The 22,795-nt window shown below is 65.8% G+C and carries 19 protein-coding genes and 1 tRNA gene; 9 read left to right on the top strand and 11 right to left on the bottom strand.

Annotated elements, in window-relative coordinates; all coding sequences use genetic code 11:
• Positions 1-13 precede the first annotated feature (13 nt).
• From ASC68_RS04250 to ASC68_RS04225, 6 genes are all read right to left on the bottom strand, one after another.
• Positions 14-445: a GNAT family N-acetyltransferase gene (locus ASC68_RS04250; protein ID WP_055875187.1), complete on the bottom strand. Its 432-nt coding sequence runs from the start codon at positions 443-445 to the stop codon at positions 14-16.
• A 4-nt stretch (positions 446-449) separates the two neighbouring features.
• A complete protein-coding gene (locus ASC68_RS04245; RefSeq protein WP_055875184.1) occupies positions 450-839 on the bottom strand; it encodes a RidA family protein in 390 nt (129 codons plus the stop codon).
• Between the two features lie 10 nt (positions 840-849).
• Entirely contained in the window at positions 850-1,455 is a 606-nt protein-coding gene (gene leuD / locus ASC68_RS04240) for a 3-isopropylmalate dehydratase small subunit (RefSeq protein ID WP_055875181.1), read from the bottom strand.
• A gap of 172 nt (positions 1,456-1,627) precedes the next feature.
• The gene (locus tag ASC68_RS04235; RefSeq protein ID WP_055875178.1) at positions 1,628-1,831 is read right to left on the bottom strand and encodes a Trm112 family protein; all 204 of its coding nucleotides are present in this window, start codon (positions 1,829-1,831) and stop codon (positions 1,628-1,630) included.
• Positions 1,832-1,872: 41 nt separating this feature from the next.
• On the bottom strand, positions 1,873-2,538 hold the full coding sequence (locus ASC68_RS04230; protein WP_069910998.1) for an LON peptidase substrate-binding domain-containing protein: 666 nt from the start codon (positions 2,536-2,538) through the stop codon (positions 1,873-1,875).
• Positions 2,539-2,681: 143 nt separating this feature from the next.
• A complete protein-coding gene (locus tag ASC68_RS04225) occupies positions 2,682-3,629 on the bottom strand; it encodes a co-chaperone YbbN (RefSeq protein ID WP_055875172.1) in 948 nt (315 codons plus the stop codon).
• Between the two features lie 212 nt (positions 3,630-3,841).
• Here ASC68_RS04225 and ASC68_RS04220 point away from each other — a divergent pair.
• The 8 genes from ASC68_RS04220 (at position 3,842) to ASC68_RS04190 (ending at position 16,409) form a co-directional block, all read left to right on the top strand.
• Positions 3,842-3,916 (top strand) — tRNA-Gly (locus ASC68_RS04220).
• A gap of 187 nt (positions 3,917-4,103) precedes the next feature.
• Positions 4,104-6,779 carry an AAA family ATPase gene (locus tag ASC68_RS04215; RefSeq protein ID WP_055875168.1) on the top strand — a complete coding sequence of 892 codons (2,676 nt, stop codon included), beginning with the start codon at positions 4,104-4,106 and terminating at the stop codon, positions 6,777-6,779.
• A 173-nt stretch (positions 6,780-6,952) separates the two neighbouring features.
• Complete coding sequence (locus ASC68_RS04210) at positions 6,953-7,648, top strand: hypothetical protein (protein ID WP_055875164.1); 696 nt, start codon at positions 6,953-6,955, stop codon at positions 7,646-7,648.
• 10 nt (positions 7,649-7,658) lie between these two features.
• The gene (locus tag ASC68_RS28915) at positions 7,659-7,865 is read left to right on the top strand and encodes a hypothetical protein (RefSeq protein ID WP_162247883.1); all 207 of its coding nucleotides are present in this window, start codon (positions 7,659-7,661) and stop codon (positions 7,863-7,865) included.
• Entirely contained in the window at positions 7,855-9,030 is a 1,176-nt protein-coding gene (locus ASC68_RS04205) for a histidine decarboxylase (protein WP_197421039.1), read from the top strand. The genes ASC68_RS28915 and ASC68_RS04205 overlap by 11 nt, the downstream gene beginning before the upstream one ends.
• Positions 9,031-9,218: 188 nt before the next feature.
• On the top strand, positions 9,219-9,986 hold the full coding sequence (locus tag ASC68_RS04200; RefSeq protein ID WP_055875161.1) for a helix-turn-helix transcriptional regulator: 768 nt from the start codon (positions 9,219-9,221) through the stop codon (positions 9,984-9,986).
• 104 nt (positions 9,987-10,090) lie between these two features.
• Positions 10,091-13,201 carry an autotransporter domain-containing protein gene (locus tag ASC68_RS29110; protein WP_156387229.1) on the top strand — a complete coding sequence of 1,037 codons (3,111 nt, stop codon included), beginning with the start codon at positions 10,091-10,093 and terminating at the stop codon, positions 13,199-13,201.
• Between the two features lie 103 nt (positions 13,202-13,304).
• Positions 13,305-16,409, top strand: a complete 3,105-nt coding sequence (locus ASC68_RS04190) for an autotransporter domain-containing protein (RefSeq protein ID WP_055875157.1) — start codon at positions 13,305-13,307, stop codon at positions 16,407-16,409.
• Positions 16,410-16,537: 128 nt separating this feature from the next.
• Here ASC68_RS04190 and ASC68_RS04185 read toward each other — a convergent pair whose 3' ends face one another.
• From ASC68_RS04185 to ASC68_RS04175, 3 genes are read right to left on the bottom strand one after another with little or no spacing between them, the layout of a single operon-like run.
• The gene (locus ASC68_RS04185; RefSeq protein ID WP_055875154.1) at positions 16,538-17,488 is read right to left on the bottom strand and encodes a substrate-binding domain-containing protein; all 951 of its coding nucleotides are present in this window, start codon (positions 17,486-17,488) and stop codon (positions 16,538-16,540) included.
• A 53-nt stretch (positions 17,489-17,541) separates the two neighbouring features.
• Positions 17,542-18,549: an ABC transporter permease gene (locus ASC68_RS04180; RefSeq protein ID WP_055875152.1), complete on the bottom strand. Its 1,008-nt coding sequence runs from the start codon at positions 18,547-18,549 to the stop codon at positions 17,542-17,544.
• On the bottom strand, positions 18,527-20,068 hold the full coding sequence (locus ASC68_RS04175) for a sugar ABC transporter ATP-binding protein (protein WP_055875149.1): 1,542 nt from the start codon (positions 20,066-20,068) through the stop codon (positions 18,527-18,529). Before ASC68_RS04175 ends, ASC68_RS04180 begins: the two co-directional genes overlap by 23 nt.
• A gap of 203 nt (positions 20,069-20,271) precedes the next feature.
• Between ASC68_RS04175 and ASC68_RS04170 the strand changes: the two genes are divergently transcribed.
• Positions 20,272-21,303, top strand: coding sequence for a LacI family DNA-binding transcriptional regulator (locus ASC68_RS04170; protein ID WP_055875145.1), 1,032 nt, complete (start codon positions 20,272-20,274; stop codon positions 21,301-21,303).
• 161 nt (positions 21,304-21,464) lie between these two features.
• On the opposite strand, the gene ASC68_RS04165 is transcribed toward ASC68_RS04170, so the two are convergent.
• Positions 21,465-22,187 carry a cytochrome c biogenesis protein CcdA gene (locus ASC68_RS04165; RefSeq protein WP_055875142.1) on the bottom strand — a complete coding sequence of 241 codons (723 nt, stop codon included), beginning with the start codon at positions 22,185-22,187 and terminating at the stop codon, positions 21,465-21,467.
• A 6-nt stretch (positions 22,188-22,193) separates the two neighbouring features.
• Positions 22,194-22,610, bottom strand: coding sequence for a thioredoxin family protein (locus ASC68_RS04160; protein ID WP_055875139.1), 417 nt, complete (start codon positions 22,608-22,610; stop codon positions 22,194-22,196).
• Between the last annotated feature and the right edge of the window lie 185 nt (positions 22,611-22,795).

Here is a 22,795-nt window from a genome sequence, read left to right as displayed (position 1 = left end):
TTTACGTCTCGCGTTATCGGATGGATGCGCTCTCGAAGCGCTTTTGCATGAAGTAGCGGGCGCCGCCGACCGGATGATCGTCCAGCGTGCCGAACACGGCAAAGCCGAGCTTTTCGTAGAACGGCCGAGCCTGGAAACTAAAGGTGTCGAGCCACATGCCGAGCAGGCCTCGCTGACGCGCAAAGACCTCGGCCTCAGCCATCAGCGCCCGCCCGTGGCCCTTGCCACGCAGCTCGGCCGGCACGTGCAGCCACTCGACGAACAGCCAGTCCAGCACGGCGGTGCCGGTCAACCCGCCTACCGCCTCGTCGTCCGCATCGTAGAGCAGCAGCGCGACATTCTGATGCCGGATGCCGCCGGTCTGCTGCTTGTTGTAGGCGCGCAAGCCGTTGCGCACCACCGCCACGTCGCGACCCAGGGGGTTCAGCTTGAGCCTGATCTCCATCGCCTCAGCGCCCGTGGGCACCGAAGCGGGCGGTGACTTCGATCTCGAGTTTCATCTCGGGCCGGGTCAGCCCGCACACCACCATGGTCGCGGCCGGCCGGATCTCGGCGAACACCTCGCCGGCCACCGCGACCAGCGCGTCGTAATGCGCCATGTCGGTGATGTAGTAGCGGACGCGCACCGTATCCTTGATGGTGCCGCCGGCTTCCTCGAGCGCCTGCTGGATGGTGGCAAAGGCGTTGCGCGCCTGCTGGCCGGCATCCTCGGGCATGACCATGGTCTTGTAGTCATAGCCGGTGGTGCCCGAGACATAGGCCATGTTGCCGTCGACGACGGCGCGCGAATAGCCGATCCTGGCTTCGAACGGCGAGCCGGAAGAGATATGGAGGACCATCGCCGGCGCCTCAGAGCCAGGGCCGGTCCTGGCCCATCTTTTTCTCGAACCCGGATATTGCCGGATCGGCTTTCAGCGTCGTCGCGATGTCGTCGAGCCCTTCGAGCAGCGTCTGCTTGCGCGACGGATCGATATCGAAGTGCAGCGAACCGCCGTCCGGCCCTTTGATCGTCTGGCTCTCGAGGTCGACGCTGATCGTGGCGTTCGAGCCGCGCTCGGCATCGTCCATCAGCAGCGCCAGCTGCTCGGGCGTCACCACGATCGGCAGGATGCCGTTCTTGAAGCAGTTATTGTAGAAGATGTCGGCAAAGCTGGTGGAGATCACGCAGCGCACGCCGAAATCCAGAAGCGCCCACGGCGCGTGCTCACGTGACGAGCCGCAGCCGAAATTGTCGCCGGCGACGATGATCTTCGCGTGCCGATAGGCCGGCTTGTTGAGCACGAAGCTCTCATTCTCGGTGCCATCTTCATTATAGCGCATCTCGGAGAACAGGGCCGTGCCGAGCCCGGTGCGCTTGATGGTCTTGAGGTACTGCTTGGGAATGATCATGTCCGTGTCGATGTTGATGATCGGCAGCGGCGCGGCGACGCCCGTCAGGCTCGTGAACTTTTCCATGGCAATACCCCTTTCGGTGCCGGCTGTAATGAAGCAAGGAGGGCCGGGAATCAAGTCGTTCGCTAGTGCAGCATTTCATCGCCCGGTTGGCACGCCAGGCAGAGCCCCAAACTGGACGTCGGTGGGTGAGCGTGAACGTGGTTCGCCCGCGTGATCTTCCCCGGTAGTCGCGCTAGCCCAGCCGCGGCAGGTTGCGGCCCATGTCGCCCTGCTCGATCTCCCGCGCCTCATCGAGGCTGAGCATCGGCACGCCTTCGCGGATCGGGAAGGCCAGGTGCGCCGCCACCGAGATCAGCTCGGTGCCGTCGGCCGAGAGCGTCAGCCGGGTCTTGGTCAGCGGACAGACCAGCATTTCGAGCGTCTTCACATCCACCACATGGCGGAGATTGGTCGCGGCCTCTGCTGGAGTTCTCTCGCTCAATTGAGCGGCGAGGCCCGGTCGTCGCCCTTGGCCATCTCGAACTCGGCCATGGCGATCAGCGTCTCGGCGCGGGTCTCGAGCGTATCGGCCTCGAGCAGCGCCTGCTTTTCGGCCGCCCCATAGGGCGAGACCATGGCGCAGAAATTCACCAGGTCGGCGGTGCCGGTCTTCTCGATCTCGTCCCAGTTGAGGTCGAAATTGCCGAACTCGGCATAGTCGCGCATCATCTTGAGGAAGCGCGGCCGATCCACTGCCTCCTCGCCGAACTCGCGGTCGAAATCCGAGGCGAAGGCGTCCGTCGCGATCATGCCGCGCCGGAACGGCGTCATGGTCGGCATTTCCTTCAAAAGCTCGAACCGACACAGCCCCTCGAGGATGACGAAGTAGCGGGCTTCCTCGACTTCCTCGAAATGGCTGATCCGCCCCACCGTGCCGATGCGCTGCAGCGGCGCCCGGCCCTTCGGACTTTCCTCGGACGTGTCGCGCGGCTGGATCAGCCCGATCAGCCGGTCGCCCCTCAGCGCATGGTCGATCATTTCGACATAGCGCGGCTCGAAGATATTGAGCGGCCGCCGGGCATAGGGCAGCAGCAGAGCGCCGGTCAGCGGGAACAACGGCACGCTGGCGGGCAAATCGGCGGGAGAATTCGGTCGCTTCAACACGGGCGCCTCCGGGAGCGCAGTCAGGAAAAGTTGTAAGACTTTTCCGGTTCGACCGCGCGACAATCAAAAACTGGAGCCGGTCCGGCTCCTCGCGCAGTCCAGAAAAGCCGGAGCCGTCACGGCTCCGGCTTGGGTCAACTAGCTCAGCTGAACAGCAGCGCCGACAGGAGCCGGCGGCCCTTCAACGTGGCGGGGTCCTTGGGGCCCCAGGCTTCGAACAGTTCGAGCAGCTTCTTGCGCGCCCCGTCCTCGTTCCAGGTGCGGTCGCGGCGCATCAGCGCCACCAGCGCTTCGGCGGCTTCGAGGCGCTTGCCCTCGGCATTGTACTTCACCGCGAGGTCGAACCGCGCCTGGTGATCGTCAGGGTTGTTTTCGAGCTGCGCCGCGAGCTCGTCGGTTTCGCTGAGCTCCGCCGCCTCGCCGAGCAGCTTCAGCGCGGCCAGCGTCGAGGTGTAATCGTCGCCCTTGCGCCCCTCTTCCGGCATGGTGTCGAGCACCGCCTGCGCCTGGTCCGGCTCGCCGGCGGCGAGAAAAACCTTGGCCATGCCGACGATTGCCGGAGCATTTTCCGGCTGGTGCTGCAGCACCATGCCATAAACCTGCGCCGCCTGGTTGAGGTCCCCGACCTGCAGCGCCTCGCCGGCGGCGGTCAGCGCATTGGCGATCTCTTCTTCGATCGAGCCGGCCTGCGGCTGGCCTGCGGGCGCCCCCGAGATCACCTTGTCGGCAAAGCGCCGCACTTCGCTTTCGGGGATCGCCCCGAGAAACGCATCGACCGGCCGGCCGCCGGCAAAGGCGAACACGGCCGGAATCGACTGGATGCCGAGTTGCCCGGCGACCCCGGGGTTCTCGTCGATATTGATCTTCACCAGCCGGATCTTGCCGGCCTTCTCGTTGATCACCTTCTCGAGGTTCGGCGTCAGCTGACGGCACGGGCCACACCACGGCGCCCAGAAATCCACCAGCACCGGGGCCTCCAGCGAGGCATCGATCACGTCGGCCTTGAAGGCGCGATCGGTCGAATCCTTGATCAGGGCGCCCGCGGGAGCCGCCGAATTTTGTAGGGCCGGGTTGAGGTCGTTGAAGGACATGCTGTGCTTTTCCTGCCGCGACGGGCCACTGAGAGGCCTGTCTTTCCTTGGTTTTCTTGCGCCCCGATGGGTATCGGACGCAAGCTTTTTCCCGGGCGTGATGAGACCAGAATTATGGGTTGCAAACCCGCTTTCGATTGGGCATATAGGCGCGCGGTTCGGCGCTGCCAAGTTTCCCACGGGAACGAAGCATCGTAAAGAGCCGATGGAGTGCGGGTGTAGCTCAGGGGTAGAGCATAACCTTGCCAAGGTTAGGGTCGAGGGTTCGAATCCCTTCGCCCGCTCCAATATCCTCCCTGTACCTCAGGGATGTGACGATAAGGCCGGGCCAACAGCCCGGCCTTCGTTTTTCCGGGACAGCGCCCGTAGAGCCCGCCGACTTAACAGAAATTCGACGCACCCCGGTAACGGTGCCGCATTGCCAACAAAGTTATAGGTCGCACTTGTCGACTTGGGGCGGCGGCGTGGCAAGCAATGAGCAAGTTACTGGAACGGTCGGCCCCGCTTGATGTCTTGAGTGCGGTAAGAGAACGCACTGCGGCCGGGCATGGCGGCACTGTGTTGATCGAGGGCGAGGCGGGAATCGGCAAGACGACGCTGCTGCAAGAGTTCGCGGAACAGCATGCCGGAGAGTTCAAGGTGGCGTGGGGATGGTGCGAAGCGCTGTTCACGCCGCGGCCGCTGGGGCCGCTGCACGACATGGGCCGCTCGATCGGCACCGGTATCGCCGCCCTGCTGGAGCAATCGGCTCCGCCCGATCGCTTGTTCCCGGCCCTGCTCAACAAACTGCAGGATGACGGCGACCCGCTCATCCTGATCTTCGAGGACGTGCACTGGGCCGACAACGCGACCCTCGACCTCGTAAAGTATCTGGGCCGGCGGATTGGCCTGCTGCGGGCCATGGTGGTTCTCACCGCGCGTAGTGACGAGATCGGGCCCACCCATCCGCTGTCCTACGTGCTCGGCGACCTGCCTGCCGCGGCGGTTACCCGGATCAAGCTCGGTCCACTGTCGCCTGCAGCTGTGCATGAACTGGCTATCGATGCCGGGCGATCCAGCGATGACCTCTACCGGGTAACGGCCGGCAATCCCTTCTTCGTGACCGAACTGCTGGCGACCGGAGGGGGCGAGCCAGGCAGCGTCCCCGATTCCATCCGCGATGCGGTGTGGTCGCGCCTGGCGCGCCTCACTCCCGGCGAACGCGACGTGCTCGAGATGATGAGCATCGTCCCCGGGAACATGGAACTGGGCCTGATCAAGGCGCTGCTCGGCCCCGATGCCGAAGATCTGGTCGACATGGCAGTGGGACGTGGCCTGCTTCGGCGCGACCCCCAGGGCGATATCTCGTTTCGACACGAACTGGCGCGGCGAGCGACACTGGATCGCCTGTCATCGAGCCTGCAGCGTTCGCTGCATACCAAAGTGGAAGCCGCGCTGGCGGCCCTTCCCGGGCAGGACAGCATGCTGCATCTGGCGCGCCGTGTGCACCATGCGGCCGGTGCCGAGGACGGGGCCGGGGTGCTGGATCTGGCGCCGCGTGCGGCCGCGCAGGCGTCGCGGCTGGGCGCTCACCAGCAGGCGGCCTCGTTCCTTCAGACGGCTCTCGAGTATGCCGACATCGCAGAGCCGGCAGTTGCCGCGCAGTTGCACGAAAGCTGGGCCTACGAGGCGAGCCTCGGACTGTTCGACTACAATGCGATCATTGCGAGCCACCACCGCGCCATCTCCATCTGGCGCGAACTCGGCAACAGCGCCAAGATCAGTCTCAATTACCGTCTTCTGTCCCGCCTGCACTGGCGACGCGGTGAAGGGGCAGAGGCGCGCAACTTCGCTGACCTCGCGGTGGAAGAAGTCGAAGGCACCGGACCCGGGCCGGAACTGGCGATGGCTTACAGCACGCGCTCGCAGCTCAATATGCTGCACTATCGGTTTGCAGAAGCGATCGACTGGGGGCGCCGGGCCATTCGCCTCGCCGACGAACTCGGCGTTGTCGAGACGCGGGTGCACGCGCTCAACAATGTCGGCACTGCCATGCTGTTCGATACCCGTCCCGGCGGGCGCGAGGTGATGGAGGAAGGTCTGTCCCTGGCGCTGCAGCATGGATTCCATGACCACGCGGCGCGCGCCTACACCAACTTCGCCGAGCACGCAGTAGTGTCGAAAGATTTCGAGCTGGCCGAGCGCCTGCTAGCTGAGGGCATTGCCTTCGCCGCACGGCACGACCTCGATTCATCGACGCAGTATCTGCTCGGCCGGCAGGCGCAGTTGCGCATGGAACAGGGCCGATTGCGCGAGGCCGAGACCATTGCACAGGGCGTTATCGGCATGGAGCGGCTGCCGGTGGTCATGCATCTGCCGGCGCTCACCGTATTGGGCCGCGTGCGTATGCGGATGAACCTGCCCGATGGGGAGCGGGCCTTGCTGCGGGCCCTCGACGAGGGGCTGCCGACGGGCGAGCCGCAACGCATCTTTCCAGTACGCATCGCGCTGGTCGAAGCCGCGTGGCTTAGGGAAGACCTGGATGCGGCGCGCCAGCAGCTCACTGAGCTCACCGCCATCGACCTTAGTGGGCTGAGGGCATGGGACCTGGGCGAACTGGCAGCCTGGTGGCGCCGCTCATCGATGCCAGGCGACGTTCCGGCGCGGGTGGGCGAGCTGCCGGCGCCATGGGCGCTGGAGCTTGCCGGACAACCCGCTCGGGCTGCGGCGGAGTGGACCGGGCTCGGGCTGCCCTACGAAGCCGGTATCGCCTCGATGCAGGTCGCCGGAGTGGATGCGGGTACGGCGCTTGGCCAGGCGATCGCCATGTTCGAGGCTATCGAGGCGCGTCAGGCGGCGGCTCTGGCGCGCCGGCTGGCGCAGCGGCTGGGTCTGGGTGAGGAGATGCCCAAATCGCGTCGCGGGCCTTATGCCAGTTCGCGGCAGCACCCATTGGGCCTCACGCAGAGCGAGCATCAGGTGCTGCAGCTGATTGCCGACGGCAAGTCCAACAAGGATATCGCCCGACACCTGTCGCGCTCGCCACGCACCATCGAGCACCAGGTCTCGGCAGTGCTGGGCAAGTTCAGCGCCGCCAACCGTATCGAAGTGATGCTGCGATTGCGCACCGAGCCCTGGCTGCTGACGCCGGTCGAGGCCGGGAGGTTGTAGGTAGCGCGGCGGCGGTTAGGCGGAACCACCTATGCCCGACTCGCAAAATCAGGGCGTTGCCGAGGGCAATACTGGGCGCTCGACACACGTCTCCCTAGGCGGCGTCACCGATTTGGATGCCGGCGCGGCGACTTAGCCTTTCCCTCGCTCGATCAACGAGCAGGGAGAAGATCGTGACTGTTACCCAGGACATCTCCGCGCCCCGCCGCCTGCCGCGGCAAGCGCGCATAATCAGCGCCCTTGCCGCGCGTCTGCAGGGCCCGGGCGGCTACTACAATGTCGGCAACGTGCTCGGACTCGCCACGGCGCTCGGCCTGCAGTTCGCCAGCGCCGCCGGATCATCGAAGACCGGCACAGATCTGTTGTTCAGCTACTTCGTCGGCAGCCCGCAGGCCCTCGCTTTCACCATCGCGACGCTGATCTTCCTCGTCGGCGGAGAGGTCTACTACCGAGCTTGGAAGGATGGCGCCGGGCCGGACCAGCGACTGAACCGTCTCGGCGATCTGCTGTCGGCAGCCGGCGGGACGGCGCTCTCGGTGAGCCTGCTGCTGCTCGGCCAGCCGCTGCTGGCGCTCGCCACCGGCGCGTTCGTCGTCCTTGGCAAGCTCGGCAGTGCCGTGTTCGGGGACGACTCCGTCGCCCCGCCGCTCTGGCCGGAAAGCTGGCCCGACCCGTTCCGCCTCGCCGTGCTGGTTGGCCGTGCCCCTGCCATCAGCGCCGCCGGGCTCGATCTGACCTACCAGATCGGCGGCGGTGCGCCGGTCATCACCCTCATCCAGCCGACGGTGCTGATCGTCTGCCACGTGCTGTGGGTCAAGGCCGACCTGCTGCTGCTCGGCGGCGGCAAACGTGCCGCTGCGGCGAATTGAGGAGGCGGCGATGCGCGGCTTCACCGAGTTCGCCGGCCGCCTGACGCGGCTCGTCTATTCCCGGGAGCGCGGCAGCTTCGTCTCCGAGGTTGTGCCGCACCCCTTCGAGGCCAGCGAAGCCTCACCAGAGCCAATGTCGGAACACCATGCAGCAGCGTCCTGTCCGCAGCACGCCGCGAAGCTTTGCCCAAGCAAAGGAGGAAGCAATGATCGTTGAAGCCATTGCCCAGGATGCCGGAGTGCTGCCTCGCCCGGTCGTGGATCACCTGACGCTGGCGCGCATCGAGAGCCGGCTGAAGACTGCCCATGCCAACCATCTCGGCTACCCTTACAACCTCGCAGGCGATGTGGCCGCGACATCCCGCTTCGCCGGCTACCTGGTCAACAATCTCGGCGATCCCTACGCGGGGTCGCACTACGGCTCAGAGGTCTGCGACCTCGAACGCGAGGTGGTCGACTGGCTGATGGAGCTGTGGCAGTGCGACAATCGCGACAACTACTGGGGCTCTGTCGGCGCCAGCGGCACGGAAGGCAACTTCTGGGCCCTCTATCTGGCGCGCGAAGCCTTCCCGGATGCCATCCTGGTCTATCCGCGGGAAGCCCATTACTCGATACCCAAGTCGGCCCGCATCCTCAGGATGACCACGCAGACGGTCGAGTGCGAACCATCCGGCGAAGTTTCATTGCCAGATCTGCGGCGCGTACTCTCCCGCCTGCGCAGCGCCTTCGTCATCGTGGCGCTGACCTGTGGCACGACGGTGAAGGGCGCACATGACGACATCGGAGGTGCGATAGAGGTCCTTGAGGATTGCGGCTTTCCGGCGCAACGGCGTTTCGTTCATGTCGATGGGGCGCTCAACGCCATGGTGCTGCCATTCCTCGAAGGCGTGCCGGACCGCCTGCAGCCGAGCTTCCGGCACGGGATCAACTCGCTATCGACGTCGGGCCACAAGATGATCGGCACCACTATGCCGTGCGGCGTTCTGGTCACGCAGCGACGCCACATCGAGCGCGTTGCGTCCGCTGTGGCTTATCTGAGGTCGAATGACACCACCCTCATGGGGTCGCGCAACGGGCACGCGGTACTGGCGCTCTGGGCCCGGCTCTTCGGCCACGGCCGCCTTGGCTTCCAACGCGACGCCGAGCGCTGCGCGGCCCGTGCGACCAGGCTGGCCGAGGATCTTCGCGACGCCGGCGTCCCGATATTGCTCAACCCACACGCGCTGACGGTGCTCTTTCCGCAACCGAGCGAGGATGTCATCAGGCGCTACCAACTGGCCTGCACCGGCGACGACGCACATGCAATCATCATGCCCAATGTCACCGACCAACTGGCATCAAGGTTCACCTCCGACTACCTGGCGTGGTGGGACGGAAGGTAGCGCGCTGCAGCCCCGCCGTCGCGGCCGGGACCCATCCGTGTCCGGTGTAGGCCGCCAAGGGAGACAACGGCAAGGCCGGGCCCAACAGTTCGGCCTTGGTTTTTTCTGCGCTGATGCCCGCGGCGCGGGTTACTGACCGCCTCATCTGTGCTTTTGTCTGCAGCCCAGCGAGGGAGGAAGCGCGCTTCGTGAACAGCACCAATGCCGAACGGATCCACGCGCTCTGGGATGAGCTGTCGGATTTCGACGTCAGCCAATCAGAGGCTGCCGCCGCTCACCTGATGCAGAGCCTCGTCGGGCTGGCGGGGGTAGAGAACGCCGCCTGGGCCGGCGCTGTTCGCGTTGGCGGACCGAACGACCCGCTGTTCGGCTGGCGGGTGGCGCCAGTGAAGACCACCGATCCCGACCTCGACCCGGATCAGGCCCATTTCAACGTGCTGCCGGCCTGGGATGAGCGCGACATCGATCCGTGCTTCCTGCTGCCGATGCGCAATGTCGGGGCGTTCCGGACCTATTCGCTGCGCCGCGAACTGCCGGCCGCATGGTTCGAGTCATCCTTCTACCGCCGGCAATATGGCGGCGCCGGCATCTATGACGCCGTATTCGTCGGCTTCCCGCTCAACGAGGACTGCGAGTCGCATTTCGGCTTTTACGCCAGCCAGCCCGTCGCCGACGAAACCATCGAACTGCTCGCCTACGCAATGCGCGGCATCAAATGGTTCCACCGCCAGCTCATGCTGAGCCATGGCCTGCTGCTCGCCTCCGCGCCGCTGACCCCCACCGAACACAAAGTGCTGCAGCGGCTGCTCACCGAGGCGACCGAGAAGCGAGTCGCCCATCAGCTCGGCCTCGCCGAATCCACCACGCACCAGCACGTCGTCGCCATCTTCCGCAAGTTCGGCGTACGTAGCCGCGCCGGCTTGATGAGCCTGTGGTTCAACCGTCCTGCGGCCTGACCACCACCACTGTTTAGTAGGGATGACGCCGTCGCGCTCCGCCTCCTAAATAATCCTGCATCCCGCATCGTGCGACCGATTTGCGGGATGAGGGAGTGGGAACATTGGCTGAATTCCATGCGGTGGCGCAACCGGCCGTTCCCATGCGCGGCAGAGGTTTCGGGTCGCTGCTGCTCGGTACGGCGTCGATCGCTCTTTTTGTGGCGATTGGCGTCGCCCCCGCACCGGCAGCGAGTTTCGACATCACCACGCCGGTTTCCGGAGGCGATGGCGCAGACGCCATCGGCATGACCCCTGGCGCCGGCGGTTCCGCTGGCATGGGTTCGGGACAAGGCGGTACCGGTGGCCACGGTGGCTTCGGTGGACCGGAAGGCACCCTGGGCCAATCCCCTACGTCCGGAACCGGCGGGGGTCGCGGCGGCGGCTATGGCGCCATTCAGGGCGGCGCCACGGGCGGCGGTGGGGCCGGCGGACCCTCTGGTCCTGGTGGCGCACCTGGCGGCGGCGGTGGCGGCGGCGGCGGCAGCGGCATGATCTATACCGGTTCCCAGAACATCACCGTCGCCGGTGCCGTCAGCGTATCTGGTGGCAATGGCGGCGATGGCGCACCAGGCGTTGGCAACCGGGGCGGCGGTGGCGGCGGTGGCAACGGCATTACCCTGCGGAGCACCGTTAGCTCGCTGATCCGGGTTGGGGCCGGAGGTCTGGTGAAAGGTGGCAATGGCGGCGACGGCTCAACCGGCGGAGGTGGCGGTCACGGCATCTGGCTGCTGGGTGACCACAATACTGTCATTGTCGACGGGACAGTCGCGGCAGGCAGTGGCGGAGTCAACGCTGGGGCCGCGGGCAACGCAGTCGTCTTTAGCGGCGATACCAACACCTTGGAGCTTCGCGCCGGCGGTGTGATCACGGGCAATGTCATGGGCACCGGCGTGGGCAACCGGTTGCTGCTGGGCGGCCACGTCGACGCCGCATTCGACGCGTCGACCCTGGGCACGCAGTACCAGGGCCTCGACCTGCACAAGGCCGGCGCCAGCACCTGGACGCTGACGGGTAACGGCAGCGCCTTCACGGGGAACACGATGCTCGGCCAGGGCACCGTGCGGGTCCACGGCACCCTGGGCTCAACCCAGGTGACGGTCGGCGACTCCTCGGTCAGCGACACCACGCTGCTGATCGAGAACGGCGGTGGCGTCTTCAGCATGTGGGGCACGGTCGCGGATGACGCCGGCGGCAAAGGCGCGGTAATCGTAACCGGCGTGGGCTCCGCCTGGAACAACCAGGCAGAGGTCGTTGTCGGCCGGAGCGGCAGCGGCGAACTCACCCTCGCGAATGGCGGCAGCGCCTGGGCGGGGAACGGCGTCTCTTTGGGTTCCTTCAACGGAAGCCAAGGCGTCATCAACATCGGTGCCGCCTTTGACGACGTTGCCACCGCTGCGGGCACCCTCGATGCGTCGACCGTCACGTTCGGCTATGGCGCTGGCACCCTCAACTTCAATCACACCGGCACCACCACCTTCTCGGCGAACCTGTCCAGCGCCGGTACTGGCACCCACACGATCACCCACCTAACAGGCACGACGACGCTGAGCGGTGACGGCGCGTTGTTCAGCGGCACCACCACCGTCTCGGGCGGCAAGCTGATCGTCGCGCAGGCGCTCGGCGGCACCCTGCAGGTCAGCAGCGGCGGCCAGTTGGGCGGCACCGGCACGCTCGGCACCGCCGGCTCCACCGTCACCATCGCCGCCGGCGGCGTGCATGCGCCGGGCAACTCCATCGGCACCCAGATCATCGCCGGCAACTACGTCAACCACGGCACCCTGAGCGTCGAGGCCGAGCCGACCGGAGCCGACAAGCTGGTGGTCGCCGGCACCGTCGATATCAGCGGCGCCGCGCTAGAGCTGCTGCTCTCCCCGGCCACGGCGTCGAGCTGGAACATCTTCAACGGCCCCTTCACCCTGATCGACAAGCAGAGCGCCGGCGCCGTCACCGGCATGTTCGGCACGGTCACCCAGAACCTGTTATTCCTCGATGCCACCCTCGATTACGCCGGCGGCGACGGCAACGACGTGACGCTGGCGCTGCAGCGCAACGACATCGCCTTTGCCGAACTCGGCGTCACCCCCAACCAGGTCGCGACAGCTGCCGCCATCGATACGCTCGGTGGCGGCAATCCGGTTTGGACCTCGATCGCACTGACCGGCGACGAGGACGTCGTCCGCACCAGCTTCGAGGCCCTGTCCGGCGAGATCCACGCCAGCCTGAAGAGCGCACTTATCGAAGACAGCCGCTTCGTCCGCGACGCCATGAACGACCGCCTGCGCTCGGCTTTCGATATGGCCGGGGCGAGCTACATCCCGGTGCTGTCCTATGCCGCCGGCGAAACCCCGCTGCTGGTCGAGCCCGACCATTCCGGCCCCACCATCTGGGTCGACGGTTTCGGCGCCTGGGGCAATATCGATGGCGACGGCAACGCAGAGGGGCTCGAACGCTCCACTGGCGGCATGCTGGTCGGCCTCGATGCGCCGGTCGGCGATTGGCGCATCGGCCTTCTCGCCGGCTACGGCCGGTCAGCGTTCTCCACCGCTTCGAGCACCAACTATCACTTCGGCGTCTATGCCGGCGTCGAGTGGGACAAGCTCGCCGTCCGTGGCGGCTTCGCTTACGCACGTCACGACATCGACACCAGCCGTGGTGTGGCAATTCCCGGCATCACCGAAACCTTGACCGCCGGCTACGGCGCCAGCACCGTCCAGGCCTTCGGCGAACTGGCCTACGGCTTCGATGTCGGCGCGACCCGCATCTCGCCCTTCGCCAACCTTGCTTATGTCAGCCTCAATACCGATGGCTTCACCGAAGCCGGTGGCGACGCCGCCCTTGCGGGGGCGGCCGGCACCATGGCCAGCAGCTTCACCACGCTTGGCCTGCGCGTCGAGCAGGGCGTCAGCTTCGGCGCCATCGACGGCACGTTGTCCGGCATGCTCGGCTGGCGGCACGCCTTCGGCGACACCAGGCCTGAGAGCACCCACGCCTTCGCCGGCTCCGATAGCTTCCTCATATCAGGCGTTCCGATCGCGCCCGATACCGCGGTGATCGAAGCCGGCCTCGACCTGAACCTGGCCCCCGGCGCCACGCTTGGTCTCGCCTACGCCGGCCAGATCGCCGCTGACGCCCGCGACCACGCCATCAAAGCCAGCCTCGATGTCGCGTTCTGACCCGCCGCCAATGCAAGAGCCTCTTTGCCGTATGAGCCTCGTTCAAAGGTATGTGAGCCGATTCACTTCGACGCAGGCGCGTCAAACATCAAAGGCCGTTCCGATGTCGCAAGCCGAGCGCTCACTGCGGTTCCTGCTCAGATCGACCGCGCTTGTGGGGATTGCCGTTTTTCCGTCCATGGCGACGGCGGCTGACTGGACCGGCGCCGCCTCGTCCGACTGGTTCACCGCTGGGAACTGGTCGACGGGCGTTCCGACTGGCGCAGACATCGTGAACATCAACACCGCTACTCCCAACGCGGCGGTGGTCGGCGCGGCCGCGGCGCAGGCGAATAGTCTCCGCATCGGCGATGGCACGCTGACGATCCAGAGCGGCGGCGGGGTGAGCAGCGTCATCGGTTACATAGGTTACGGTTCCGGCACGACCGGCACGGTGACCGTCACCGGTGCCGGCTCGTCCTGGGCCAATTCTGGTGACCTCGACGTCGGCGAGCAAGGCACTGGCACGCTGACGATCCTGAACGGCGGTAAGGTGAGCAACTCGGACGGCTACCTGGGCCGCATCGGCGGCTCGACTGGCATTGCGACGGTCGATGGCGCCGGCTCGTCATGGATCAATTCTGGTGATCTCGATATCGGCAGGGGCGGATCCGGCACGCTGACGATCCAGAATGGTGGCATGGTAAGCAACGACTACGCGACCATTGGCGGCGCCGGCACGGTGACCGTCACCGGCGCCGGCTCGTCCTGGACCAGTGATGGTCTTCTCACTGTCGGCAGGGACCATGCCGGCACCGGCACCGGCACGTTGACGATCCAGAACGGCGGCGCGGTGAGCAATGACACCGGCCGCATCGGCAGGGATTCCGGCACCACCGGCACGGTTACCGTTGACGGCGCCGGCTCGTCCTGGACCAATTCCGGTACTCTCGAAGTCGGCTATGACGCCACCGGCACGCTGACGATCCAGAATGGCGGCGCGGTCAGCAACGCGATCGGCCACATCGGTTACGAAGCCGACTCGACCGGCACGGTGACGGTCGATGGTGCCGGCTCGTCCTGGACCAATGGAGGTGGTCTCCATGTCGGCAATTCCGGCACCGGCGAGCTGACGATCAGGAAGGGCGGCACGGTCAGCGACTCCAGCGGCTACATCGGTTACAATTCCGGTTCGACCGGCACGGTGACGGTCACCGACGCCGGCTCGTCCTGGGCCAGTTCCAGTCATCTCTTTGCGGGTTATGCAGGCACCGGCACGCTGACGATCGAGAGCGGCGGCGTGGTACGCAACCTCGGCGGCTACATCGGTTTCCAATCCGGATCGACGGGCACGGTAACGGTCAGCGGCGCCGGCTCGCGGTGGCACAATGCTGCTGATCTCTATATCGGCAATTCCGGCAGCGGCACGTTGACGATCCAGAACGGCGGCACCGTAAAAGTCGTCGGCGCGGTCATCGTGGCCCTCAATGCAGGCTCGACAGGCGTGCTGAATATCGGCGCGGCGTCCGGTCAGGCGGCGGTGGCGCCTGGCACGCTGGATGCCCTAGGGGTCACGTTTGCATCCGGCACTGATCGCATTGTCTTCAATCACACCGCATCGGATTACACTTTTGCACCGGGCATTTCGGGCGCAGGGTCGGTGACGGTCGAGGCCGGCACTACCATTTTCACCAACGTCAAGAGCTATAGCGGTCCGACAACGATCAATGGCGGAAAACTTGTCGTCGACGGATTAATTGCGTCGAGCACGACGATCAACGGCGGCACGCTCGCCGGCACCGGCAGCGTCGGGTCGGTGACCGTCAATTCCGGCGGCGTGGTGGCCCCGGGCAACTCGATCGGCACACTGCATGTTCCCGGCAACACCACCTTCAATGTCGGCTCGAACTACGAGGTGGAACTGAATGCCGCCGGCGCCTCCGACCTGATCGATGCGGTCGGGACGGCGACCATCAGCGGCGGCACGGTCCAGGCCATCGCGGCGCCTGGCCAATATGCGGCGTCGACCCAATACACGATCCTGACGGCAGCCGGCGGCGTCAACGGCACCTTTACCGGTGTCACGGTGAACTCGGCCTTCCTCGCGGCCTCGCTCGACTACGTTGGCGACGACGTCCTCCTCTCCCTCGACCGCATCAACGCCGCGATGTTCAACAATGCCGGCGAGACGCCGAACCAGCAGGCCGCCGGCGCTGGCCTCGACAGCGTTGCCGTCGGCAACACCATCGCCGAGAAACTGGCGCTGCAGAGCGACAGCGCCAAGCGCGCCGCACTCGACCAGCTTTCGGGCGAGCTTCATGCCTCGATCAAGACCGCGGGGCTCGAGGATAGCCGCTTCGTGCGCGAGGCGATCACTGATCGCCTGCTTGCGCTGCCTGCTGCTGACGCGCCAAACTTCTGGATCCACGGCTTCGGTGCCGTGGGCACAATCGACAGCGATGGCAACGCAGCGGAGTTCGGTCGCACGACCGGCGGATTGTTCGTCGGCGCCGACGGCGTGATTGCCGACGGCTGGCGGCTTGGCCTGCTCGGCGGCTACAGTATTGGCAACCATGACGTTCCGGGACGTGGCTCGTCGGCGTCGGCCGAGAGCTATGACGCGGCGATCTACACCGGTTTTGAAGCCGGTGGCCTCGGCTTCAAGCTCGGTGCCGACTACGCCGTACACTCGATCGTGACTGACCGGACGATCGCCTTCACCGGCTTCAGCGATGAGGATGTCGCCGCCTATGCCTCCCGGACCGCGCAGGTCTTTGGCGAAATCGGCTACAAGTTCGAAGCCGGCCCGGCCTGGTTCGAACCCTACGCAGCGGCCGCCTATGTCAGCCACTCAACCGACGGCTTCAGTGAGGCAGGCGGGGCGAGTGCGCTGACGGCCGAGGCCGATGCACTGGCTGCTACCTTCACCACCCTCGGGTTCCGGGCGGCGACCAGCGTCGATCTTGGCGAGGCGACTGGTACTTTGCGAGGCTCGCTCGGGTGGCGCCACGCCCTTGGCGACACGACGCCGACCTCCACCGTGGCGTTCTCCGGTGGCGAACTCTTCACCGTTGCCGGGGTGCCATGGGCAGCCGATGCGGCGGTTGTCGATCTCGGTTTCGATATCGCCCTGCCCGGCGGCGCTACCTTCGGCGCCTCCTACTCGGGCGTGATCAGCGAAGGCGGCTACGACTACGGCGCCAAGGCGGAGTTGGCCTGGCAGTTCTGAGCTCGGTGTTCTCAGCGCCGACCTCCGCTTGTTGCCGTTCCGCGACGGACCATGGGCGTTGACTACTCGCCGGACTTCCAAAAAAAGGGGCGCCGAGGCGCCCCTTCCAACACATCTCAAACGTTCGATCAGAACGGGCTTTCGGCGTCGAGGAACTCGGCGGCATTGTCCTTGGTGATCAGCGTCGAGTCGAGGATGTAGCGGCCGGCGACCTGGATGCCGCCGGTGAAGTGCGAGGTGGTCAGCTCGATCGCCGTGGCGATCATCGCCGGGCTGTAGCTGACATCGACGGGGACCAGCTTGTCGCCCGCCGCCACGCGCTGCAGCATCTGCTGCATGCCGGCGCCGCCGACGATGAACATGTCGTTCTCGCGGCCGGCCTGCTTGATCGCCTCGATGGCGCCCAGCGCGATGTCGTCATCCTGCGCCCACACCGCCTTGATGTCGGGGAAGCGGGTCAGGAAGTCCTGCATCACCTTGAAGCCGTCATCGCGGTTCCAGTTGGCGAACTCGTCGTCCAGCACCTTGATGTTGGTGCCTTCGATGCCGGCAACGAACGCATCGAAGCGCTGCTGGTCGATCGGGATCGGCAGGCCGCGGAGGATCACGATGTTGCCGCCTTCCGGCAGCGCTTGTTTGAAGTAGGCGGCCGAGTTGGTGCCGAGCCCCGGATTGTCTCCGGCGACATAGAGGTTTTCGACGCCGTTGATCGACAGCTGCCGGTCGACGACGGTGACGAACTTGCCGGCGTCCTTGACCTGCTTGATCGCCGAAGTCATCGCGTCCGGATCACCCGGCAGGATGACCAGCGCGTCGATGTTGCGGGTCGAGACCATATCCTCGATGTCGGCGATCTGCTTGGGCGCGTCGGGCGCCGAAGCGAAGACGAAATCGACATTCGGATAGGTGGTCTTCAGCCGCTCGATCGCCTGCTGCGCGAAGTAGTTGACGCCGCCGGTCCAGCCATGGTCGGCCGCCGGCACCGAGACGCCGATGGTGACCTTGTCCTGGGCCAAAGCGCTGCCGCCGAGAGCGCCGGCGATCACCGCCGCTCCCATGAGGGATTTCAGCAATTTCATGTAGTCCTCCCGTTGCTGCCCGCTCCTTGCGGGCATTGTGAAACCTGTTGGGCCTAGCTGGCGCGGCGACCCCGCTGCAGCAGCACGGCAAGAATGATGATGACGCCCTGGAACGCCCCGTTGAGGTAGGGGCTGATGAAACTCTGGAGGTTCAGGATGTTGCCGATGAGCCCCAGGATCACGACGCCGACCACGGTGCCCCAGATCCGGCCATAGCCGCCCTTGAGCGTGGTGCCGCCGATGATCACCGCGGCGATCGCCTCGAGCTCCCAGAGCACACCTGTGGTGCTCGAGGCTGAGCCGAGCCGCGGCACGTAGAGCAGCACCGCGACGCCGACCAGCACGCCCTGCAGGATGTAGGTCAAGAGCCGCACGTTATCGACATTGATCGAGGAATAGCGCGCCACCTGCTCGTTCGAGCCGATCGCCGCGCAGTAGCGCCCGAAAGCGGTGCGGCGCATGACGATCTCGCCGCCGATCGCCACCAGCGCGAACACGATGATCGGCCATGGCACGCCGAACAGCCCGTCGTAATAGACCGGCCGATAGAGGTCGGCGACCTGGAAGTTCAGCGACAGCGTCCCGCCATCGGCAAGGAAGGTGACCAGCGAGCGGAAGATGCCCATGGTGCCGAGCGTCACGATGAACGCCTCGATGCGGCCGCGGGTGATCATCAGCCCGTTGCCGATGCCGGCCCCGCCGCCGACCACAAGGCCCGCCGCCATGCCGAAGAGGACGACGCCCCAGGTGACGCCCATCGAGGGGATCAGCGAGTTCATCACGATGATCATGATGCCGGCGATCACCGCCGCCATCGAGCCGACCGACAGGTCGAGCCCGCCCGAAGTGATGACGAAGGTCGCGCCGATGGCGATGATGCCGATGAACGACGAACGCGCCAGAACGTTGGTGAGGTTGGAGTAGCTGAGGAAATTCTCGTTGAGCGAGATGCCGAGCAGCACCAGCAGCGCCAGCGCCAGCAGCGGGCCCACGGTCTTCAGGTCGAGGCGAAAGCCGCTTGCCGGCTTCACCGTTGCGTCAGGCGCTGATGCGCTCATCATTCCCACTCTGCTTGATGCCTGCGGCGTACCGCATGATTTCCGCCTCGGTGATCTCGGCGCCTTCCAGGAGGCCAGCCATGCGGCCCTCGCGCATCACCACCACGCGGTGGCTGAGCCCGATCACTTCCTGCATTTCCGACGAGATCACGATGATCGATTTACCCTCGGCGGCCAGCGCCGCGATGATGTGATAGATCTGCTGCTTGGTGCCCACATCGATGCCGCGCGTCGGCTCATCCATGATGATGATGTCGGGCTCCGACTCCATCGTCTTGCCCAGCATCAGCTTCTGCTGGTTGCCGCCCGACAGCCGCCCGACCGCCACCGAGGGGTCGCGCGCCCGGATGTCGAAGCGGCGCACGGCGCGATCGAGCGCCTTCTGCTCGCTGGAAAAATCGAGAAAGCCGGCCTTGAGGTGCTTGCCCAGCGTCAGCAGCGTCAGGTTGGGCCTGAGGCCCATATTGAGCAGCAGGCCTTTGCCCTTCCGATCCTTGGTCATGTAGGCGAGGCCGGCGCTGACCGATTGCGCCACCCGGGTGAAATTGACCGGCTTGCCGTTGACCTGCACTTCGCCCGCGGTGCGGTGCACCAGCCCGACGATCGCCTCGGCCACCGCGGTGCGGCCCGAGCCGATCAGCCCGGCAAAGCCGAGGATTTCGCCCCTCCGCATGTCGAACGAGATGTTGCGTACCCCCGGCGCCTCGAGCTTGCGCACCGATAGCACGATGGGCGCATCGACATCCGGCTCGTGCTTGGGCGGATAGAGGTTGGTGAGTTCGCGGCCGACCATCATCTGCGCCGCCGAATCCGGCGTCATCACTTCGGTGCCGACCGTGGCGATCAGCTGCCCGTCGCGCAGCACGGTGACGCGCCTGGCGAGCGCCATCACCTCATCGAGCTTGTGCGAGATAAAGATGATGGCGACGCCGCGCGCCGTCAGCCGGCGAATCTGCTCGAACAGCGTCTGCGTCTCGCCCACCGACAGCACCGCGGTCGGCTCGTCCATGATCAGCACCCGTGCATCGCGGCTGATCGCCTTGGCGATCTCGACCATCTGCTTGTCGGCCACCGACAGCGTGCTGATGCGCGTATCGGGATCGACATGCACATGCAGCGTTTCGAGGATCGAGCGGGCCTTGGCCCGCATCTCTGCCACATCGAGGAAGCCGAAACGGCGGATCTCACGGCCGAGAAAGATCGACTCGGCGACGGTCAGGTGCTCGGCGAGGTTGAGCTCCTGGTGGATCAGCACGATCCCCATCGCCTCGGCCTGGCCGTTGGGCGGCAGCACCACGGGCTTGCCGTCGAATATCACCGTGCCGGAGCTCGGCTGCTCGATGCCGCTCAGAATCTTGATGAGGGTCGATTTGCCCGCGCCATTCTCGCCGATCAGCGCATGCACTTCGCCGCGTCTAACCTCGAAATCGACGCTGAACAGCACCGGGACGTCGTTGAACGACTTCGAAATCCGGCTCGCCGCAAGGATTGGCGGCGCTGACGCGTCAGCGGCGTGCGACATCGATGAGCTCTCCCCCGGGAAGCGGCCGGTTCCTCCTGGCTCTGCTTCCGTGATCGGTGATGTAAAGGTTTTCATGACCTATGTAAAGGTTTACATGACGCATCATTGGTGTAGCCTCACGACGTGACGACTGGCGGAACCCGCGCCTTCTGATAAGGGATTCTTGGGACCACCTCGCCTGCCGGCGGTGGACGGAGCAGCGCGTGCAGCAACAAAAACTGGCTACGATTGAAGACGTTGCGGCAATTGCCGGCGTTTCCATCGCTACCGTCAGCCGCGCTATCAACGAGCCCACCAAGGTCGCCGACGAGACGCGCCGCCGCGTCAACGAAGCCATCGCCCGCACCGGCTACACCACCAACGCCATGGCCCGCTCGCTGCGCATGCGGCGCTCCAACATGATCCTGATTCTGGCGCCCGATGTCGGCGACCCGAACTTCTCCAACATCCTTGTCGGGCTCGAGACCGAAGCCAGCAAGCGCGGCTATGGCGTGTTGATCGGCAATACCCAGAACGATGCCGAGCGCGAGGCCGACTATCTGCGCTTCATCAGTTCCAACCAGGCCGACGGGATGATCCTGCTCACCGGCCACCTGCCCTACGGCCATGCCCAGCCTGGCCAGGAAACCCGGCTGCCGCCGATGGTCGCGGTCAACGAGCCGGTGCCCGACAGCGACATCCCGTTCGTCGGCGTCGACAATTTCGAGGGTTCGCGCCTCGCCGCCGAACACCTGATTTCGCAGGGCCACCGCCGCATCGCCTTCATCGGCCGCTCCAGCAGCCGGGCGGTGAACCAGCTGCGCGAGCGCGGCTATCGCGCGGCGCTCGAAGCCGCCGGCATCGCCATCGACCCGCTGCTGATCCTCGATGGCGACGGCACCACCGAGAGCGGCCGGCAGGCCACCGAGCACATGTTCGTCCGCGACGTGCTGCCGACGGCGTTTCTGTGCATCAACGACGCCACGGCGCTCGGGGTGATCATCGCCCTCAATGCCCGCCGCTACGACCTGCCGCGCCAGTTCTCGGTGATGGGCTTCGACGACATCTCGTTCGCCAGCTTCGTCACCCCCTCGCTCACCACCATGAAGCAGCCGCGTTTGCGGATCGGCGAGGCCGCCATGGACATGCTGCTCGGCCTGCTCGAAGGCAACCGCCCCGACCGCAACAGTGTGCTGCTGCGATCAGAGCTGATCGTTCGGAATTCGGTGGCGCCGCCACGGTCGTCGCTGCCTTAGGGCTCGAGTTAGGCCACCGCCTCGCCTCCCCCACCGGCTGTCATCCCAGCGAAGGCTGGGACCCAACGCGCCTCAGCACCAGCGGGTAGATGGGTCCCAGCTTTCGCTGGGATGACACCGAGTTGTTGGGACGAACTGTGCTGTCCAATGGCGGAACGGCCTCAGCTCACCGAAACCTGCGGCTCCCAGCTCGTCAGCAACCCTTCCCACCCCGGGAACCATTCGAGCAGCAGAATCTGCACGTTGCGGTCCCAACCGAGCCAGATGGCGAGCGCCGTCAGCAACAGCACGATCCCGAAGATCCGCTGGATGGTGGCGGCATGGCTCTGGAACCAGCCGAGCCGGCGCACCAGTTGCCGGCCGCCCAACAGCACCGCCGCCATCGGCAAGGCGGTGCCGAGCGAGAAGGCGAGCGTCACCGCAACAGCTCCAAAACCCACCGACTGGTTGAGCGCCAGCGTGATCACCGACGCCATGATCGGCCCGACGCAGGGGCTCCAGGCGAGGCCGAGCCCCACGCCCACCACCACGCCGCCGCCGAAGCCGGTGCTCTGGCTGGCGGGCGCCCGTCCGGCAAGCCCGCTCGCCAGCCGCTCGAACTGCAGCTGCAGCCCGGGAATGACCAGCACCGGGCCGAGAATGGCGAGGACCACGGCACTCAGCGTGCGGTTGATGTCGGGCGGCACACCCAAGAGCCGCACCAGCGCGCTCAGCGCCAGCGTCGCCGCGGTAAAGGCGAGGACGAAGCCGACGATCACCCCGATCGGACGCGCCTTGCCCTCCTGCGTCGCCGTCGCGAGGATCATCGGCAACAGCGGCAGCACGCAGGGCGAGAGAATGGTGATGACGCCCGCGACGAAGGCGAGCGCGATGGTTGCCAGCATCAGCGGTCAGAGCGCGCTGGTATGGGCGTTGAGGCCGTTGACCCCACCGCTGTTCCACAGCTCCACGCCCTTGCCGTCCTGGTCGAGCAGCACGAACGTATCCTGGTAGGTGACGCCGAAGCGGGCCTTCAGCGCCTGCTCCTTGTCATAATCGGCAATCACCAGGGTCAGGCCCGGGTTCACCTCGTCCCAGCGGGCATTGAGTTCGGTCACCGTGGCCCGGCAGTTCGGGCACCAGGCGGCATAGAAGAACACCACCGTCGTGCCCTTGGCGGCCAGCTCGGCGAGCTGCGCATCCCCCTCGTAGGAGAGCACCTGGGATTGAGGCGCTGCGACAGCCGCGTCTTCGGCGAATGCCGGAACGATTGTGGCAGGCAGCAGCAGGAGTAGGGAGGTGAGAAGCAGGCGGAGCAATGGGCGCATGAAATGGTTTTCCGGCACGACGAGCCGTCGATTTGATCGGCATTATCGCCTGCACCTGCGCGTATGCCTATGGGTTCACAAGGAAATTGATTGCCGCGAGGCCATCGCATGGCGACGGAAATTCCTGCCTTGCCCTGCAATTTGGAAACCTGTCGGCAGCATCGCACGGGGCGATGCGATTATGA

The organism is Devosia sp. Root105, assembly GCF_001424865.1.
Lineage (GTDB): Bacteria > Pseudomonadota > Alphaproteobacteria > Rhizobiales > Devosiaceae > Devosia_A.
This window is presented reverse-complemented; position numbering and strand designations above follow the sequence as displayed.